This window comes from Pseudomonas sp. NPDC088885, assembly GCF_044750025.1.
Classification (GTDB): Bacteria; Pseudomonadota; Gammaproteobacteria; order Pseudomonadales; family Pseudomonadaceae; genus Aquipseudomonas; species Aquipseudomonas rustica.
In genome coordinates, this window is sequence record NZ_JBIVJB010000014.1 from 38,592 (window position 1) to 55,867 (window position 17,276).

17 protein-coding genes and 1 pseudogene are annotated in these 17,276 nt (G+C 59.7%); 10 read left to right on the plus strand and 8 right to left on the minus strand.

Features of this window, described 5'->3' with window-relative positions:
• Positions 1 to 105 precede the first annotated feature (105 nt).
• Positions 106 to 1,461 (plus strand): MFS transporter, encoded by a 1,356-nt coding sequence (locus ACIP1X_RS09505; protein WP_400751408.1) that lies wholly within the window; start codon positions 106 to 108, stop codon positions 1,459 to 1,461.
• 79 nt (positions 1,462 to 1,540) lie between these two features.
• Here ACIP1X_RS09505 and ACIP1X_RS09510 read toward each other — a convergent pair whose 3' ends face one another.
• Positions 1,541 to 2,344: a transglutaminase family protein gene (locus ACIP1X_RS09510; RefSeq protein ID WP_212549689.1), complete on the minus strand. Its 804-nt coding sequence runs from the start codon at positions 2,342 to 2,344 to the stop codon at positions 1,541 to 1,543.
• A 185-nt stretch (positions 2,345 to 2,529) separates the two neighbouring features.
• Here ACIP1X_RS09510 and ACIP1X_RS09515 point away from each other — a divergent pair, with 185 nt between their 5' ends.
• Positions 2,530 to 3,549: a Glu/Leu/Phe/Val dehydrogenase dimerization domain-containing protein gene (locus ACIP1X_RS09515; RefSeq protein ID WP_053117228.1), complete on the plus strand. Its 1,020-nt coding sequence runs from the start codon at positions 2,530 to 2,532 to the stop codon at positions 3,547 to 3,549.
• A 144-nt stretch (positions 3,550 to 3,693) separates the two neighbouring features.
• Here ACIP1X_RS09515 and ACIP1X_RS09520 read toward each other — a convergent pair.
• Positions 3,694 to 3,948: pseudogene (locus ACIP1X_RS09520) on the minus strand (YebG family protein); the annotation flags it as partial.
• A gap of 337 nt (positions 3,949 to 4,285) precedes the next feature.
• Between ACIP1X_RS09520 and ACIP1X_RS09525 the strand changes: the two are divergent.
• The gene (locus tag ACIP1X_RS09525) at positions 4,286 to 4,786 is read left to right on the plus strand and encodes a phosphate-starvation-inducible protein PsiE (protein ID WP_053117232.1); all 501 of its coding nucleotides are present in this window, start codon (positions 4,286 to 4,288) and stop codon (positions 4,784 to 4,786) included.
• Here ACIP1X_RS09525 and ACIP1X_RS09530 read toward each other — a convergent pair.
• Both ACIP1X_RS09530 and ACIP1X_RS09535 read right to left on the minus strand, forming a co-directional pair.
• Positions 4,783 to 5,100, minus strand: coding sequence for a DUF3509 domain-containing protein (locus ACIP1X_RS09530; RefSeq protein WP_400751412.1), 318 nt, complete (start codon positions 5,098 to 5,100; stop codon positions 4,783 to 4,785). The genes ACIP1X_RS09525 and ACIP1X_RS09530 overlap by 4 nt on opposite strands.
• A gap of 340 nt (positions 5,101 to 5,440) precedes the next feature.
• Complete coding sequence (locus ACIP1X_RS09535; protein ID WP_053117236.1) at positions 5,441 to 6,817, minus strand: L-serine ammonia-lyase; 1,377 nt, start codon at positions 6,815 to 6,817, stop codon at positions 5,441 to 5,443.
• A gap of 135 nt (positions 6,818 to 6,952) precedes the next feature.
• Here ACIP1X_RS09535 and ACIP1X_RS09540 point away from each other — a divergent pair, with 135 nt between their 5' ends.
• The gene (locus ACIP1X_RS09540) at positions 6,953 to 7,900 is read left to right on the plus strand and encodes a LysR substrate-binding domain-containing protein (protein ID WP_400751415.1); all 948 of its coding nucleotides are present in this window, start codon (positions 6,953 to 6,955) and stop codon (positions 7,898 to 7,900) included.
• A 199-nt stretch (positions 7,901 to 8,099) separates the two neighbouring features.
• The gene (locus ACIP1X_RS09545; RefSeq protein ID WP_053117239.1) at positions 8,100 to 8,507 is read left to right on the plus strand and encodes an HPF/RaiA family ribosome-associated protein; all 408 of its coding nucleotides are present in this window, start codon (positions 8,100 to 8,102) and stop codon (positions 8,505 to 8,507) included.
• A gap of 239 nt (positions 8,508 to 8,746) precedes the next feature.
• Here the strand turns inward: ACIP1X_RS09545 and ACIP1X_RS09550 are convergent, their stop codons facing one another.
• The 4 genes from ACIP1X_RS09550 to ACIP1X_RS09565 form a co-directional block, all read right to left on the minus strand.
• Positions 8,747 to 9,115, minus strand: coding sequence for an endonuclease domain-containing protein (locus ACIP1X_RS09550; protein ID WP_400751418.1), 369 nt, complete (start codon positions 9,113 to 9,115; stop codon positions 8,747 to 8,749).
• Positions 9,116 to 9,352: 237 nt separating this feature from the next.
• The gene (fecA, locus tag ACIP1X_RS09555) at positions 9,353 to 11,686 is read right to left on the minus strand and encodes a TonB-dependent Fe(3+) dicitrate receptor FecA (RefSeq protein WP_400751420.1); all 2,334 of its coding nucleotides are present in this window, start codon (positions 11,684 to 11,686) and stop codon (positions 9,353 to 9,355) included.
• Between the two features lie 180 nt (positions 11,687 to 11,866).
• Positions 11,867 to 12,799 carry a FecR domain-containing protein gene (locus ACIP1X_RS09560; RefSeq protein WP_400751422.1) on the minus strand — a complete coding sequence of 311 codons (933 nt, stop codon included), beginning with the start codon at positions 12,797 to 12,799 and terminating at the stop codon, positions 11,867 to 11,869.
• Entirely contained in the window at positions 12,796 to 13,284 is a 489-nt protein-coding gene (locus ACIP1X_RS09565; protein WP_400751424.1) for a sigma-70 family RNA polymerase sigma factor, read from the minus strand. The genes ACIP1X_RS09560 and ACIP1X_RS09565 overlap by 4 nt, the downstream gene beginning before the upstream one ends.
• Positions 13,285 to 13,469: 185 nt before the next feature.
• Here ACIP1X_RS09565 and ACIP1X_RS09570 point away from each other — a divergent pair, with 185 nt between their 5' ends.
• Genes ACIP1X_RS09570 through ACIP1X_RS09590 form a run of 5 tightly spaced genes read left to right on the plus strand, consistent with a single transcriptional unit; the run spans position 13,470 to position 17,238 of the window.
• Positions 13,470 to 13,775 (plus strand): DUF3649 domain-containing protein, encoded by a 306-nt coding sequence (locus ACIP1X_RS09570; RefSeq protein ID WP_400751426.1) that lies wholly within the window; start codon positions 13,470 to 13,472, stop codon positions 13,773 to 13,775.
• Positions 13,772 to 15,358: a PepSY-associated TM helix domain-containing protein gene (locus tag ACIP1X_RS09575; protein ID WP_400751429.1), complete on the plus strand. Its 1,587-nt coding sequence runs from the start codon at positions 13,772 to 13,774 to the stop codon at positions 15,356 to 15,358. The genes ACIP1X_RS09570 and ACIP1X_RS09575 overlap by 4 nt, the downstream gene beginning before the upstream one ends.
• Complete coding sequence (locus ACIP1X_RS09580) at positions 15,358 to 15,684, plus strand: DUF3325 domain-containing protein (RefSeq protein ID WP_053117253.1); 327 nt, start codon at positions 15,358 to 15,360, stop codon at positions 15,682 to 15,684. The genes ACIP1X_RS09575 and ACIP1X_RS09580 overlap by 1 nt, the downstream gene beginning before the upstream one ends.
• Before the next feature lies 1 nt (position 15,685).
• Complete coding sequence (locus ACIP1X_RS09585) at positions 15,686 to 16,252, plus strand: RNA polymerase sigma factor (protein ID WP_053117255.1); 567 nt, start codon at positions 15,686 to 15,688, stop codon at positions 16,250 to 16,252.
• Complete coding sequence (locus ACIP1X_RS09590) at positions 16,249 to 17,238, plus strand: FecR family protein (protein ID WP_400751432.1); 990 nt, start codon at positions 16,249 to 16,251, stop codon at positions 17,236 to 17,238. Before ACIP1X_RS09585 ends, ACIP1X_RS09590 begins: the two co-directional genes overlap by 4 nt.
• Positions 17,239 to 17,276: the final 38 nt, after the last annotated feature.

Sequence of the window (17,276 nt, forward strand, 5' to 3'; positions counted from 1 at the left end):
CGTCACAGTGGACGCAGAGCGTCCCCGGCGGCATTCCCACGCGGAGCGTGGGAACGATCCGGTTGCCACAGCAAAAAATCATAAAAACAAAACAGGTACCTTGCGATGCACAACCAGATTGCCAGCTTCCGCGCGGCACTCGACGCCCGTCCGGTGTCCCGCTATCAGTGGTTGCTCCTGATCCTGCTCGCCTTGCTGCTCGTCACCGACGGCTACGACGCGCAGGTGCTCGGTTACGTTGTCCCGGCACTGGCTCAGGATTGGGGTCTGGAAAAAGCCGCATTCGGACCTGTTTTCAGCGCCAACCTGCTCGGTTTGACCATTGGTTCGCTGGTGGTCACGCCATTGGCTGACCGTTTCGGCGTGCGACGGATTCTGCTTGCTTGCGTGCTGATCTACGCCACGCTCACCGTGTTGATGGTGTTCGCCGATTCCCTGAATACGCTGATGATCGCGCGTTTCATCTGCGGTATCGGCATGGGCGGCGCGATGCCCAGTGCGATGGCGTTGATGTCGGAATATTCGCCACCGCGCTTGCGCACCTTGATGGTGACGCTGGCGGCGTGCGGTTTTTCGTTCGGTGGTGCGGCGGGTGGTTTTGTCGCGGCCGGATTTATCGATCAGTTCGGCTGGCAAGCGGTGTTCCTCGCTGGCGGCGTGACGCCGTTGCTGCTGTTCCCGTTCCTTTGGTGGATGTTGCCGGAGTCGCTGCCGCGTTTGCTGCGTGACGCGCCGCCGTACGCGCGCCTGCGCAAAGTCACCGCGCGAATGTTGCCGGACTGGCAACCGCCATTGGCGAGCGTCGAGCAAAACGAACGCGAGCAGGGCAGCAAACTGACCGTGGTCGAATTGTTCCGCAACGGCTACGCGCGACCGACGCTGCTGATTTGGGCGACGTTTTTTGTCAGCCTGATTCTTCTGTATTTCATGATCAGTTGGCTGCCGACGTTGTTGCTGGAAAGTGGCCTGACACTCAACGAAGCCAATCTGGTGACGTCGATGTTCCTGTTCGCCGGCACCCTCGGCGCGATTTGCATGGCGTGGTTTGCCGACCGTTTAAAGCGCAAGGTGCGGCTGTTGTCTGGCGTGTTGGCCGGCGCAGCGCTGTGTACGATTTTGCTCGGTCTTAATCACGACAACCCGCGTTATCTGGTGGCCTGCGTGTTTGCGGCGGGGTTCTGCATCATCGGCGGGCAGCTGACGTTGAATGCGTTCGCGAGTAATTTTTATCCGGCGCACGTTCGCGCCACGGGTACTGGTTGGGCATTGGGTGTAGGGCGTTTTGGTTCGATTCTCGGGCCGTTGTTCGGCAGTCTGCTGTTGGCGATGCACATTCCGGTGGCGCAGATTTTCTTCTTCTGCGCGATTCCGGCGGTCATTGCGGCGCTGCTGATCATCCAGGTGCGCTCGCCTTCCGAGGGTGGTTCGGTTGTGGGTGTTGCGGCGCCTTTTAAATCTTGAAGATCAAAAGATCGCAGCCTTCGGCAGCTCCTACAGGTGATCTCATGTAGGAGCTGCCGCAGGCTGCGATCTTTTGCTTTTAATGGACGACAGAATTAGGCGGCAAGTGGCTGAGCCGGTCGGTCAGGCGCAGCCGCTGGATCGGATCATCGCTCAGCAACAACGCACGCTCCAGATCGAAGCGCTCGGCATTCGGGCAATCCAGCCGCTGATACAAACTCGCCCGCGCCAGATAATCAGCGGCAGCAGCATCGCCCAGTTCGAGCACCCGTTCAGCGTCGATCAGCGAGGCAATGTAGTCCTCATGGGTCAGGTGCAACTGGCGCAAGTTGCGCGACAAACGTTGCAGCATCTGCACCGGCGAGGCGGTCAGCAAATGCTCGGCGTTGAGCTTCATGTTCGGCCCGTACTGGCGCTGCAACAACTCGCGACAATCATTCGGATACAGGCGTCGACCGCCGCAGGGATCAAGCAGGTGATCGGCCCCCGGTACTCGCAGCAAAAAGTGCCCGGGGAAGTTGACCCCGACCAGCGGAATCTCCAGGCCTTGTGCCAACTCCAGCGCAATCAACGCCAGCGCCAAAGGCTGACCGCGACGGGTCTGCATGACTTTGGGCAGCATCGCCGCCTGCGGTCGTAACGGCAAAAAATCATCCTGAGCGAAACCCAGATCGGTCATCCGCCGCAGCAACGGTTGCGCCAGTTCACTGACCGGCAGCATCGGCAGCCCATAACTCACGCGCTGTTGCAGCTCTTTGAAGTCGTGCAGCAGCGCCGCCGGGTCGACGTCTTTTTCGTGCTCGGCAGCAATCCACAACGCGGCTTCTAACAGCGCGGGCGGTGAACGGTGCAGGCACTCGAAAAATCGTTGACGCGGACTCATCGCAATCTCCCTCGAATGCCTCGTTTTAGCCCCGTCAGTGCTATTCGTCCAGTGGCGGATTTTGCAGCGATTGAGTTATGCCGCAAAACATCTGTCTTCGAGGCCGCTTATTCCGGTGCGCTCCAGCAATTTTCAGGCGCAAGCCTATACTGGCGTTCTACAAGAAGTGATTCGGGAGCCCAACAATGTTTGCGCTCATGCAAAGCACTCGCCTGGATTCGCTGCACCTTAGCGTCGACCCGGTTTCAGGGTTGAAGGCGGTCATTGCCATCCATAACAGTCGCCTCGGGCCAGCCTTGGGCGGGTGTCGTTACCTTGCCTATCCGAATGATGAATCAGCCATCGAGGACGCCATCCGTCTGGCTCAGGGCATGAGCTACAAAGCCGCGCTGGCGGGATTGCCGCAGGGCGGTGGCGTTGCGGTGATCGTGCGGCCGGCGCATGTGGAAAATCGTGCGGCGCTGTTCGAGGCGTTCGGTCGCTGCATTGATCAGCTTGATGGCCGTTACATCACCGCCATCGACAGCGGCACCTCAGTGGCGGACATGGATTGCATCGCTCAACAAACCCAACACGTCACCAGCACTACTTCGGCGGGCGATCCGGCCCCGCATGCGGCAATGGGCGTGTTCGCCGGCATTCGCGCGACCGCCATGGCGCGGCTGGGCAGCGATAATCTTGAAGGTTTGCGCGTGGCGATTCAGGGTTTGGGCAACGTCGGGTATGCGCTGGCGGAGCAACTACACGCGGCGGGTGCCGAATTGCTGGTCAGCGATATCGACCACGGCAAGGTGCAACTGGCGATGGAGCAACTCAACGCGCATCCGATTGCCAACGATGCGTTGCTCAGCACGCCGTGCGACATTCTTGCGCCGTGTGGGCTGGGCGGGGTGCTCAACAGTCACACCGTCACACAATTGCGTTGCTCGGCGGTGGCGGGCTCGGCGAACAATCAACTGACGCATCTGGACGTGGCCGATCAACTGGAGCGGCGCGGGATTCTTTATGCGCCGGATTATGTGATCAATGCCGGTGGGCTGATTTATGTTTCGTTGAAACATCGCGGCGAAGAGTTGCCGACAATTACCGCGCATCTGTCGAAAATCAGTTCGCGGCTGACGGAAGTGTTTGCTCATGCGCAGGCGGAGAAGCGTTCGCCAGCGCGGGTGGCGGATGAGTTGGCGGAGCGGGTTTTGTATCGGTGATGGGGGAAGATCAAAAGATCGCAGCCTTCGGCAGCTCCTACAGGGGCTGCGATCCTTTGTTGATTACTTCGGGGCCTTTGCCGCTTTCGCAGGCTTGGCCGGCGCTTCAGCGACTTCCACCACTTCAGCGTTCTCGACAGGCTCGGCCGGGGCGTTGATCAGCTCCGACAGCGCGTCAGGCTGGCTCTTGAACGCCCGGGCGAACACATCGCGATTCTTCGCCATGTAGATCCCGGCTTCTTCCACTTGCTGTTCAGTCAGGGACGGAACGGCTTTTTGCAGGACATCGGCCAGATATTCGGCCAGTTCGAGCATTTTGTCATGACGGTCAGCTTCGGCTTTATCCATGAACAAGCGCTCCAGATCTCGGCTGCTGCGGTATACCACTTCGACGGCCATTCACCACCTCACATGCCTTCACATTAAGTTGTCTTGACGACTACTGTATCCATATACAGCGAAAAGGATAAGCGAATCCCTGCGCCATGGGTAGTGGGATTTTAATGTAGACCGGATTTAGGGTTTGGCAGTGGGATCGTGTTGAGGCCATTCGCGAGCAGGCTCGCTCCCACAGGGATCGTGCAAACCCGAGGCCTGCGACCAAACGCCACGGCGCGGGTTTGGTGATGGCTCGCCATGATGGCGTGGCCTCTTTTCTGCATGAAAACCGTTACGTGCAGAAAACCGTCACGTCCAACGCGCATCATCCGCTCGCATCGAGCTAAGGAACATCATCGTGAAAATAAACTGGGCCGAGAAACTGCGGCAAAACGTGCATCAACTGGCCGAGTCCCTGGGCAACCTGTTCGTCGAAACCTTTCACTATCTGGCGCTGTTTGCCATCGGTGCGGTGACGGCATACGCGGCGGTGATGGAGTTTCTCGGGATGCTCGAGGAAGGCCACATCAAGATTGATGACATTCTGCTGCTGTTCATCTATCTCGAATTGGGCGCGATGGTCGGGATTTATTTCAAGACCAACCACATGCCGGTGCGCTTCCTGATCTACGTGGCGATCACTGCGCTGACGCGCCTGCTGATCTCCAACGTCTCGCACCACAACCCGCCGGACATGGGCATCATCTACCTGTGCGGCGGGATTCTGCTGCTGGCGCTGGCGATTCTGGTGGTGCGTTACGCCTCGTCACAATTTCCCTCGGTGAAAATCGAGAAACCACAGCGCACCCTCGGTACAGGTTCCAGCGAGCATCCCGAAGTCGAGAAGGGCGAGCTTTAAAGTCCGGCCGCTGGTCGGGGCTGATCCATGATTTTTTGCGGTGGCGGGGTCAGTCCGTCGCCGCTGGTCATCGATTCGAGGATCGCCATGGCGCTGTGGCCCTGTTCGATGGCGATGCCGAATTGAATGCTCTGCACCAGGCGTTTAAGGCGCGCGGGATCGTTGCGTTGTTCGGCGCTGATCATGCGTTTGGCCACGATCCGGCCGTTGTTGGATAGGGTCAGCATAATGCTGCCGTCCAGCCCTTGAATGCTCAGGTTGATCTGATAGTCCGGCGCAAAGGCATCGGTAATGATTTGAAATGGATTGTCCATGATGCGTCACCGCCTGATTGAACGTGCAGTTGTTGACCGGCCGTGATCGGGTTGGTTCGCCAGACCTGATCACCGGCCATTCCGTGGCCATTCGCGAATTGCTCGTGTAGGAGCTGCCGCAGGCTGCGATCTTTTGATCTTCGGTGTTTTGATTTCAGTCATGAAGATCAAAAGATCGCAGCCTTCGGCAGCTCCTACGGGGAGTTTGCAAGGGACATGCCGGAAAAATTGTCGAACAATGAACACGGCGATAAAAAAGGCGAGCCACGGGGCTCGCCTTTTTTTATCGCGCGGTTTCAGGGCAGAACTGCGTAGATGACCGCTGACAGTGCAATCGGGATCAGCACTCCACCCAGTTCACCGCCAGGCCGCCGCGCGACGTTTCCTTGTACTTGTCGTGCATGTCGGCGCCGGTATCGCGCATGGTGCGGATGACTCGATCCAGGGAGATGAAGTGATTGCCGTCGCCGCGCAGGGCCATTTGCGTGGCATTGATCGCTTTCACCGCCGCGATCGCGTTGCGCTCGATGCACGGCACTTGCACCAGCCCGCCGACCGGGTCGCAGGTCAGGCCGAGGTTGTGTTCCAGACCGATTTCGGCGGCGTTTTCCAATTGCTCCGGAGTGGCGCCGAGCACGTCAGCCAGACCCGCAGCGGCCATTGCGCAGGCCGAGCCGACTTCGCCCTGACAACCGACTTCGGCACCGGAGATCGAGGCATTTTTCTTACACAAAATGCCGACGGCGGCCGCGCCGAGAAAGAACGCGACAACATCGTCATCAGACGCGTCCGGATTGAATTTCATGTAGTAGTGCAGAACGGCCGGAATGATCCCCGCAGCGCCGTTGGTCGGTGCAGTGACCATACGTCCACCCGCCGCGTTTTCTTCGTTCACCGCGAGGGCGAACAGATTCACCCATTCCATTGCAGACAGGGTCGAGCTGATCACATTCGGTTTGCCGATTTCCAACAGGCTGCGGTGCAATTTCGCTGCACGACGCGGCACATTGAGACCGCCGGGCAGGATGCCTTCATGGCGCAAACCTTGTTCGACGCACTCCCGCATCACCGACCAGATATGCAACAGGCCCTGACGGATTTCGGCGTCGCTGCGCCAGGCGCGTTCGTTGGCCATCATCAGCTCGGACACCCGCAGGCCGTGCTTTTTGCACAACGACAGCAGTTCGGCGGCGCTGGAAAAATCGTACGGCAGTACCACGTCGCCGGCCGGGGCGACACCCGACTCGGCTTCCGCCGCTTCGACGATGAAACCACCACCGACCGAGTAGTACGTTTGCTCAAGCAGCACGTCGGTTTCGCCAAAGGCTGTCAGCGACATGGCGTTGGGGTGGTAGGGCAGGCTCTCGTCGAGCAGTAGGAGATCTTCCTGCCAGTTGAAGGCAATCGCGCGTTGACCGGCGAGGGACAGTTGGCCGGACTCACGCAATTGCTGGATGCGCGGGTCGATGGTCGACGGATCAATGCTGTCTGGCCATTCGCCCATCAGGCCCATGACCGTGGCACGATCGGTGGCGTGACCGACGCCAGTAGCGGAAAGCGAGCCGTACAGACGGATTTCCACGCGCCGCACATCGTTAAGTAAACGCTGGTCGATCAGCGCCTGAGCGAAGGTCGCAGCGGCGCGCATCGGGCCGACGGTGTGGGAACTGGACGGGCCGATGCCGACTTTGAAAAGATCGAAAACACTGATAGCCATACTAAAGCCTTGCAAGTCATGGAGTAGGAATCGCCGCCATTTTTTGTAGGCCAAGCGCAATGTCGGTGATACTGCCTCTCTCGGTCTGACGTGACCAACGAAACTTCCTAAGACAGCCTTTAGCAGGACTAAACGATGAGTCGTCAATTGCACGCACAGACCTATGTCTGGCTGCAGGTGTTTTCCTGTGCCGCGCGGCACCTGTCATTCACCCGGTGTGCAGAAGAACTGCACATCACCCCGGGCGCGGTCAGCCAGCAAATCCGCCAACTGGAAGAGCGCCTTGGCTTTCGTCTGTTTCATCGGCGTGCGCGGGGTGTGGAACTGAGCGCGGAAGGACAGCGGCTGGCGATCACGGTCAACGAGGCGTACGGCAGCATCGATGCGGAATTGCGTCGACTCGATGCCGGGATGATCAGCGGCACGCTGCGGGTACGCTCGATTCCATCGTTTCTGAGTAAATGGCTGACGCCACGCTTGCCGCGCCTGCAACAGCGTTTTCCGGACATTCAGTTGCGACTGGTGGCGGAGGACAGCAGCGTGCAGTTGCATGAAGGCGACTTCGATCTGGCGATCGATCTCAACGACGGCAGTTACCCGGGATTGTTATCCACAGCCTTGCTCGATGAGCAGATTTTCCCGGTGTGCGCGCCGAGCCTGCTGCGCGGCCGCCCACCGCTGCACGGGCCGGCGGATCTGGGGCATTTCCCGCTGCTGCACGACATCACCGCCTGGCGCGGCAGTTATGAATATGCGGAGTGGGAGTTTTATCTCAACGCGATCGGCTTCGAAGGCGCCGACGTACGGCGCGGGCACACCTTCAACCGCAATCACCTGACCATCGAAGCGGCGATTGCCGGCATGGGCGTGGCGATTGCCCGGCGCACGTTGCTTAACGATGAACTGGAGCGGGGTGCGTTGATCGTGCCGTTCGGCTTGTCGGTGCCCAATCACAAACGTTACGTGTTGCTCTATGCGCCAGGGGCGCTGAGCCATCCGGGCGTGCGTGCGGTGCATGATTGGCTGGTCGAAGAGGCGGGGATTTTTCGCAGCTTGCACCCGTTGAACGACGGGCAATTGTGAGCAGATTTTGCCGGGTTGCGAGGCGACCCAACTCCCGACCTTACCAGCGCTTTACTCGGTTGTCCGGCTTTTTTTGCGAATGAATATTTATCTTTTCTCAGGGGTTGAAATGTTCGGCAGTCGGGCCGATTGTTGTAACCAAGGGGTCAGGAAATTCAATTCAGGCCCCTCGCGAGCTAGCTGAAATAAGGGATGAACTATGCAAATCCAAGTCAACAGCGATAACCATGTTCAAGGCAGTAAACGACTGGAGGAGTGGGTACGTACAACCATTGAGAGCACGCTCGACCGTTATGAGGAAGACCTGACCCGTGTCGAAGTCCATCTGAGCGACGAGAACGGTGACAAACCAGGACCGCATGACATGCGCTGCCAACTGGAAGCGCGGCCAAAAGGCCATCAACCGATTTCCGTGACCCACAAAGCCGATTCGCTGGAACAGGCGATCGACGGCGCTGCCGAAAAACTCGAGCACGCCCTGGAGCACCTCTTCGGCAAACTGCGAGGTAAACCACGCGCCGCTGTAGTGCCCTTCACCGGCAAGGCCAACGACAAGCTGTTGGCGGAAGAATTTGACGAGAATGAACAGGCAGCGATCAACAGTTGATGCGCTGATTTTATAAGCTAACCTGATGAGAACGGGCCTGCGAATGCGGGCCCGTTTTTTTTGTAGCAGGACAGCCCCTCACCCCAGCCCTCTCCCAGAGGGAGAGGGGGCCGACCGAAGTGTCTAGCGGGGTACATCGACCTGAAAGACCGCGTTGATTATGGATTCGGCAAAGCAGAATCAGGTCGGCGTGACTCGCAAGCATCCCCCAATCAGTCCCCTCTCCCTCCGGGAGAGGGTTAGGGTGAGGGCAATTTTCGAGCTGCCGCTATTCGTATGATCTGCTCCAGTACGGCATCCATCTGCTGGAGTACCTCCAGATTGCTGAACCGTACGACCTCAATGCCTTGTTGATACAGGTAGAGAGTTCGGCGCTGGTCATGGATCAATCCCGACGATTCATAGTGCTGGCTACCGTCCAGCTCAATCGCCAATTTCAGCTCAGCACAGTAAAAATCCAGCACGTAAGGCGGGCAGGGAAACTGTCGGCGGAATTTAAGATTGGCGATCTGGCGGGAGCGTAACCTCTGCCAAAGCAGGTGTTCGCAGTCGGTTTGCTGGGCGCGTAACTGGCGGGAGAACTGGACGAGAGTGGGGCGGGTTTGCATGCTTCACGATCCTTGTGAAGTTGATTTGATATTTCACTGTAGCCGAGAACCCTCACCCCAGCCCTCTCCCAGAGGGAGAGGGGGCCGACCGAGGTGTCTTGCGGGGTACATCGACCTGAAAGACCGAGTCGATTATGGATTCGGCACAGCACGTTCAGGTCGACGGAGATCGTGAGCATCCCCCATTCAGTCCCCTCTCCCTCCGGGAGAGGGTTAGGGTGAGGGGCTCTTCAATCCTCAGAACGCTACCGAAGTCTGCACATAAACCGTCCGCGGTTCCCCCACATACTTGCCTTTGTTGTTGTCATCAAACGAGCGCGTGAAGTACTGCGTATTAAAAATGTTCTTCACCCCAACAGCCACATTCAGATCCGACAACTGCGGCCCAAAGTCATACCCCGCGCGGCTGCTGAACAGCATGTAACCCGGGATCTTGCCGTTACTGCCGTCAGCACTTTCCTTCGAGGTATTAGCGTTATCGGCAAACTGGTCACTCTGGAAACTGCTGTCCAGATTCAACTTCCACGCCCCTTCGGTGTAACCCACACCAATCGTGCCTTTGTGCTTCGACGAGAACGGCACCCGATTACCTTTGTTCGGCCCGTCTTCACGAATGGTCGCGTCAACGAAAGCGTAAGTCGCGTAAACATCGAAACCCGCCAGCGCCGGGCTCAAGTCATCCAGCGCGTAGTTGACGCTGGTCTCGATGCCCTGATGACGAGTTTCACCCCGGGCGATCACCGAATCGTTGGTCTGATTACTTTCATACTGATTGTCGAAGTTGATCAAGAACGCACCAATCTCCGCGCGCAACGCGCCATTGTCATAGCGAGTACCAAGCTCCCAGGTGCGGGCCTTTTCCGGTTTCACTTCACCGCTGCTCACGCGGTTGGGCATCTGGCTGTACTGCACGCTGCCGAATGAGCCTTCGGTGTTGGCATACAGATTCCAACTGTCGGTCAGGTGATACAGCACGTTCAACGCCGGCAGCGCGGTGTTGTAGTCGCCTTCATATTTGACGTTGGTCAGGTTGTTGGTTTGCTGCGAGTCGATCATCTCGTAGCGCACGCCCGGGGTGATCGTCCATTTGCCGATGTCGATGCGGTCGTCGACGAAGAACGCATTGGCTTCGGTGCCGCCACGGGTATCGCGGTCGTTGCGGCTGTTGGTGGTTGGGTATTCGTTGCTGGCGATCGGCGTGCGATAGCGCAGTTCGTGGCCGGCCTCGTTGATGTAGCGGTAGCCGATGCCGACTTCATGGCTGGTCGGGCCGAGGTCGAAGCCTTGGGCGAAACGGGTTTCCAGGCCGCGTACCCAATACTCGCGTGGCGACAGCGAAAGGAAGCTGCCCTGATCCAGATAACCGCTGCGCAGGGTTTTGGTGAAGAAAGTATTGGCGGTGAATTCGCGGCGATCTTCCTGATAGCGATAGCCGAAGTTGAACATGGTACGACGGCCCCAGAACTGGTCTTTCGGGCGCGTCGACTGATACGGATCGGCATCGTAATCGGCGACGTTCAGGCCGCCGGGCATGTCGGCTTTCCCTTCGTAATACTGCGCCATGGCGTTGAAGCTGTTGGCCTCGTCGAGCTGGTATTTGCCCTTGAGGATCAGGTCGTCGATTTCGCTGTCGCTGTGCTCACGCCAATCACCGCCGCGCGTGCCGGAGTAAAGCAATGCGCCGCCGAGACCGTTGGCGTTGGTGCCGCCAGCCAGCAAGTTGGCGCTGGTCTTGAAGCCGTCGTGGCTTGAGGAAGGACTGGTCTCAGTCTGGAAACCGCCCTTGACCGTTGGCTCGTCAGGAATCGCGCGGGTCACGAAGTTGACCACGCCGCCGACGTTCTGCGGGCCGTAACGCACCGCGCCGCCGCCGCGCACCACGTCCACCGCATCCATGTTGCCCATGCTGATCGGCGCGAACGAAAGCTGCGGTTGGCCATAAGGGGCGAACGGCACCGGGATGCCATCCATCAACACGGTCGAGCGTGCGGCTAGACGCGGATTCAAACCGCGAATGCCGAAGTTCAGCGCCATGTCGTGGCTGCCGGTGCCGTTGTTTTCCGGGGCGTTGACGCCGGGGATGCGGTTGAGCACATCACGCGCCTGAGTCGCGCCTTGTCGTTCGAACTCTTCGCGGCGGATCACGTCGCGCGCGCCGGGGTGTTCGAAGACGTTGATCTGCGCGGCATCGCCGAGCCAGTCGCCGACGACTTTCGAGGTGTCCAGCTCCAGCGCGGCATCGGTGATCGGTTGCAGGCTGAACGCGTTGTTACCTTCGGCGCGTGCTTGCAGAGCGGTGCCTTCGAGCAGCGCATTCAAACCTTGCTCAGGCGTATAGCTGCCTTCCAGACCACGGCTTTGTACGCCGCTGGTGACTTGTGAACCGAAAGAAATCAACACACCCGCTTCACGGCCAAACTGGTTGAGGGCGTTTTCCAGCGACGACGGTGCGATGTGATAAGCCTTGGCGTCGGCCGCCATCGCGGCGGGCAGTGCGCTGAAGCTCAGGCTGGCGCCGAGGACGAGATTGCGCAGGCTGCGGGCCAGTGGCGTGAGGCGGGTGGGGTGCATGGTGGATGATCCTGAGAAGGTTGAATCAAGGGGGGCTTTCCTTCTCTGTCACGCCAGATCTGAAAAACGGCTCATTTATTTTTCAAGGATCAAAAGATCGCAGCCTTCGGCAGCTCCTACATGTGCAATGCATATCTTCTGTAGGAGCTGCCGAAGGCTGCGATCCTTTGATCTTGTTCCTTACACCCGCGCCTCAACGGTCACCCAATACCGGGTAAAGCGCTTCACCTTCACCGGCAAACTGATTTCCAGCAGATCAAGAATCCGCTCACTGTCGTCCAGCGGATACGTCCCGGAGATCAACAAATCAGCAACCTTCCTGTCGCAATTAAGCTGCCCGCGACGATAGCGACCGAGCTCATCGAGAAAATCCCCCAGACGCATATGCGCCGCCACCAACATGCCATCGACCCAGGCGCCACTGTTGGCATCCAGCGCTTGCGCGTCACCAACAGACGTCGAGGTAAAACTCAGTTGCCGAGCCACCGGCAGCAGCATCGGCGCACGCCCATCGGCGCTTAGTTCGACCCGCCCTTCAAACAAAGCCACCTGCGTGCGATCAGCCAATTGCCGCACATTAAGACGCGCGCCCTGGGTTTTCAGAACGCCCTGCGCCGTGCGCACTTCAAACCCGTGCGACGCGGTCAGGAGCATTTCTCCCTCAAGCAAACGAATCAAACGCTGATCAACACGCACGTCAGCCGCACTCGCCGTGTTGAGCTGCAACTGATCGCCCGCACCCAACTCCACCTTGCGCCGCTGACCAACCGGGCTGCGGTAATCAGCAAGCAGCGACGGCAGCGGATTGTGCTCACGCATTCCCCAGGTCGCAGCCGAACCAGCGCCAAGAATCAGCAACAATTTCAGCGCCTGACGCCGACTGCCCGACTTCGGCCCGTTCAACGCCGCATGCGCCAGCGGTGAAGACACACCGCGCAACCGCTGATTGACCCGCTGAATGTGTTCCCACGCCCGCCGATGTTCGCTGTGCGCCTCCAGCCATTGCTGCATCGCCATCTGCTGACGCGGGCTCAAGGCGCCTTGCTGCATTTCCATCAGCCAGTGCACAGCCTGTTCGGCCACCTGCGAAGAAAAATCCGGCGCGCGACTCATAGGGCGAAGTAGCAGCGCATCGCCGCTTTGTTCAGATGACGTTTGACCGTGGCCACAGAAATGCCGAGTTCGGCGGCGATCTGTGGATAAGTCAGACCATCGATCTGCGCCAGCAAAAACGCGCGTTTGACCTGGCGCGGCAAACCGTCGAGCAACTCATCCAGCTCCATCAGGGTTTGCAGAATGATCGCTTTGTGTTCTTCCGAGGGTGCGACCAATTCCGGCATCTGCGCGAGGGTGTCGAGGTAGGCGCGCTCCAGATCCTGGCGGCGGTAATGGTTGAACAACACGCGCTTGGCGAGGGTGGTGAGGAACGCGCGCGGCTCGATGATCACCGGTGGATCGCGAACGGTCAGCACTTTGATGAAGGTGTCCTGCGCCAGATCCGCCGCGCTGTCCGGGCAGCCGAGTTTGCGCCGCAGCCAGCCGGTCAGCCAGTTGTGGTGGGCCTGATAGAGCGATTCGACGGGATGGGCGGACGACAACGGTGACTCCGGGCGTTTTGCTGACGCGGTAGAGAGGTGCGTTAGAGAACAAGAACTGTTCGCATTGTAGGTGCGCTGACGGTGTCCGGCAATCAGATGCTTTTGCGTATGAGAATATTTATCATTAATATTGCTCGACTGTTGTTCGGCTTGTCGGCCGGACGTTTTCGTTTCAGGGTCGAAACATGAAAGCCAAACTCGCCACACTTCCCATGTCCTATCGTCTGGCCGTTACCTCGCGGGTGCTGGCGGCGGTGTTTGGCGGCTATCTGGTCGCGGCGCTGGCCAGTGTCACCCTGACAATGTGGTTGCCGCTGAACCGCGCCGAAGCCGTGGTGACCGGCATGACCGTCTCGTTTCTGGTCTATCTGGTGGCGGTGTTGTGGTGCTTTGCCTGCCGCACGGCGTTGTCGGCGTGGGTCGGTTTGCTGGTGCCGAGCGTGATTCTGGCGACCATCTCCGGCGCTGCTCGCGGGTTGGGCTTTGCATGAAAGAGGGTTTTCGCCAGGCCATGGCCTGGTTGCACACGTGGGTCGGGCTGGTGTTCGGCTGGTTGCTGTTCGCGATTTTTCTGACCGGCACGCTGGCCTATTTCAATGACGAAACCACGCACTGGATGCAGCCGGAAATTCCCTCGCGACCGTTGAATGCCGAGGCGAGCCTGACGCTGGCGCAAAATTATCTACAGCAACATGCCGCCGGCGCCTCGCGCTGGTTGATCGACTTGCCCGACGCCCGTGATCCCGGCCTGACCGTGCGCTGGCAGCAGTCGCCGGGCAAACCCGGCGAGCGCGGCCGCTTCGAATCGAAAACCCTCGACGCGCAAACCGGCAGCGAAGTGCAGGGCCGCGAAAGCATGGGCGGCGAGTTCTTCTACCGCTTCCACTTTCAGCTGCAAATGCCCTATCCGTGGGGGCGCTGGCTGGCGACGATCGCCGCGATGGTGATGTTCGTCGCGCTGATCACCGGGATCATCACCCACAAAAAAATCTTCAAAGACTTCTTCACCTTCCGTCCGCGCAAAGGCCAGCGCTCCTGGCTCGACGGGCATAACGCGGTCGGCGTGCTGGTGCTGCCGTTTCACCTGATGATCACCTACAGCAGCCTGGTGATTTTCATGTCGATGGTCATGCCGGCGAGCATTTTGGCGTCGTACGGCAGCGACGTGAACAAGTTTTACGATGAAGTATTCCCAGCCTCGAATACCCCGGAACGCGCCAACACTCCTCAGGCGCTGGCACCCATGGCACCGCTGTTGGCCAAGGCCAGCGAACAATGGTCGGGCGGCCATACGGCGCGACTGTCGGTGAACAATCCGGGCGACGCCAATGCGACGGTGGTGCTGTCGCGTGCCGGCGACGGCGTGGTGCACGATTTCGGCCGTGCGGTGACGTTCAACGGGGTCAGCGGGCAGATGCTCGGCAGCACACCGAATCAGCCGATGGCCATGGCGGTCGGCGGCGCTTTCTATGGTTTGCACATGGGCCATTTCGCCGGGCCGGTGTTGCGTTGGCTGTACTTTATTTGCGGATTGGCTGGTACGGCGATGATCGGCACCGGGCTGGTGATCTGGCTCAGCAAGCGTCAACTCAAACACGCGAAGAGCGGCGTGATGCCGTTCGAACTGCGGCTGGTTGAAGTGCTGAACATCGCCAGCATGGCCGGGCTGGTGACGGCGATCGCGGTGTTTTTCCTGGCCAATCGTCTGCTGCCGACAGGTCTGGCCGGGCGTGCGGATTGGGAAGTGAATGCGTTCTTTATCGCTTGGGGCTTGAGCGTGGTTCACGCGCTGTTGCGACCGGGGCGCAAGGCGTGGGTCGAGCAGCTGGCGTGCGGCGCGTTGCTGTTTACTGCCGTGCCGGTAATCAACGCGCTGACCACGCCGTGGAATCTCGCTGCAACCCTGACGCAGGGCGATTGGACGCTCGCCGGTTTCGATCTGACCTGCCTCGCCACCGGCGTGTTTCTGGCGTGGGCCACATGGAAAATGCAACGCGCCGCCAGTACCGTCAGCGTGAAAAATCCTCGTCGCGAAAAGGCCCGGGCGATCACCCTTGAGCAGGGAGCGAACTGATGTTGCTGGCGCTGCTGCTGTGCTATGCCGGGTTCACCGCGTTGTGTCTGTCGATGCCGCGACATCACGATGAATTGCTCGGCCACAAACCCTCGGCCTCGCGTCGTCAGGCGCTGAAAATCGGCGGATGGTTGTTGTTGTGTTTGTCGCTGTGGGCGGCGGTGACGGTCAATGGCTGGAGCTTTGGCCTGGTCGACTGGTTCGCCGTGCTGATGCTCAGCGCATTGACGCTGGTGTTGCTGATGCCGTATCGCCCGCGTCTGGCGTTGGCGCTCGCCGGGCTGAGTCTGTTGGCCAGCCCGGTGGCGGCATGGGCGCAGTGCTGACGTGCTGATCGGTCTCCCTCCTGAATCCCGCGACGACGAACCGCGCGGGGCGCGTGCGCATTTTCTCCAGGTGTTTCTGTCCCAGCGTTCGCAGATGGAAGCGCTGGTGAATCGGCGCGTCGGCTGCCGGGCGACGGCGGCGGATCTGGTGCAGGATCTGTTTCTGCGTTTCTGGCGCCGACCGCTGGTGCAGGTCGAAGAGCTCAGCACTTATCTTTTACGTTGCGCCGGCAACATCGCCATCGACCATTTGCGCAGCGAAGGTACGCGCTCGCGAGTCAACGAAGGCTGGCAACCGGATGAGCCGCACAGCCACGGCAGCGAGCCGCAAGCCGCGCTCGAAGCGGGCAATGATCTGCGTCATGTCGAAGCCGCGTTGCGTGCATTGCCCGAGCGCACCCGACAGATCTTTTTGCTCAATCGCATCCACGGCCGCAAGTACGCAGACATCGCCAAAGCCATGGGCCTGTCCCAAAGTGCCGTGGAAAAACATATGATGCGCGCCCTCGAGGCCTGCAAGGCCAGCCTGCGCGAACCCGCGCCACGTCTGCCAGGGAAAGCACCGTGAAGCCAACCGATTACGTCACCCCGACACCGGCTCAGGAGCAGGCTGCATTCGCCTGGCTGAGCCTGTTGCATGATCGGCCAAGCGCGGGCGATCAACTCACCTTCAGCCAATGGCTGCGCGCCGATCCGGCGCATGCCGAGGCGTACGCGCAGGCGCAAGTGGTCTGGGAGTTGAGCGAAGGCCCGGCGCGAACATTGGCCGATGAAGACGCTTTGGCGCTGCAGGATTATCTCGATGCGATGGATCGACCGCGTCGTCCGCAGCTGTTGCGGTGGTCGGGTGCGCTGGCGATGGCCGCGTGTCTGTTGTTGATGATCAGCCTCGGCACCGGGTGGCAGCCGCAGCGCTGGATTGATGATCTGGGGGCGGATTACGTTTCCGCGCCGGGGGAAATTCGCACGGTGACGTTGGCCGATCAATCGCAAGTCACCCTCGATGCTGACAGTGCGATTGCGGTGGATTTCAGCCGGGGTGAGCGGCATGTGCAGTTGCGCCGTGGCGCTGGATTTTTCACGGTTACGCACACTGGTGAGCCGTTTGTGGTCGAGGCCGAGAAAGGCTCGGCGCGGGTGCTTGGGACGCAATTCGAGGTGCGACTGCAAGCGCATGGCGCGCAGGTGACGGTGTTGTCCGGGCGTGTCGGGGTGACGGCGGATCGTGATGGCGAACAGCAGATTCTCACGGCCGGGCAGCAGGTTGCTTACGGAGCGGGATCGGCGGAAAAACTGCATGCCGTGGACAGCGAGGTGCAACTGGCCTGGCGGCAGGGTTGGCTGACGTATTACAAGTCGACGCTGGGGGACGTGGTGGAGGATTTGCGCCGGTATTATCCGGGGCGGATTGTGCTGCTCAATGATGAGCTGGCGGCGCGCAAGGTCAGTGGCAGTTTTCCGAGCAAGGATCCGCAGGCGGTGTTGAATTCTTTGCAGGGGGTGTTGGGGTTTGAGCAGCATCAGGTGCTTGGGCATTTGATTATTTTGCGATAGGGCCACCGGCCTCTTCGCGAGCAGGCTCGCTCCCACAT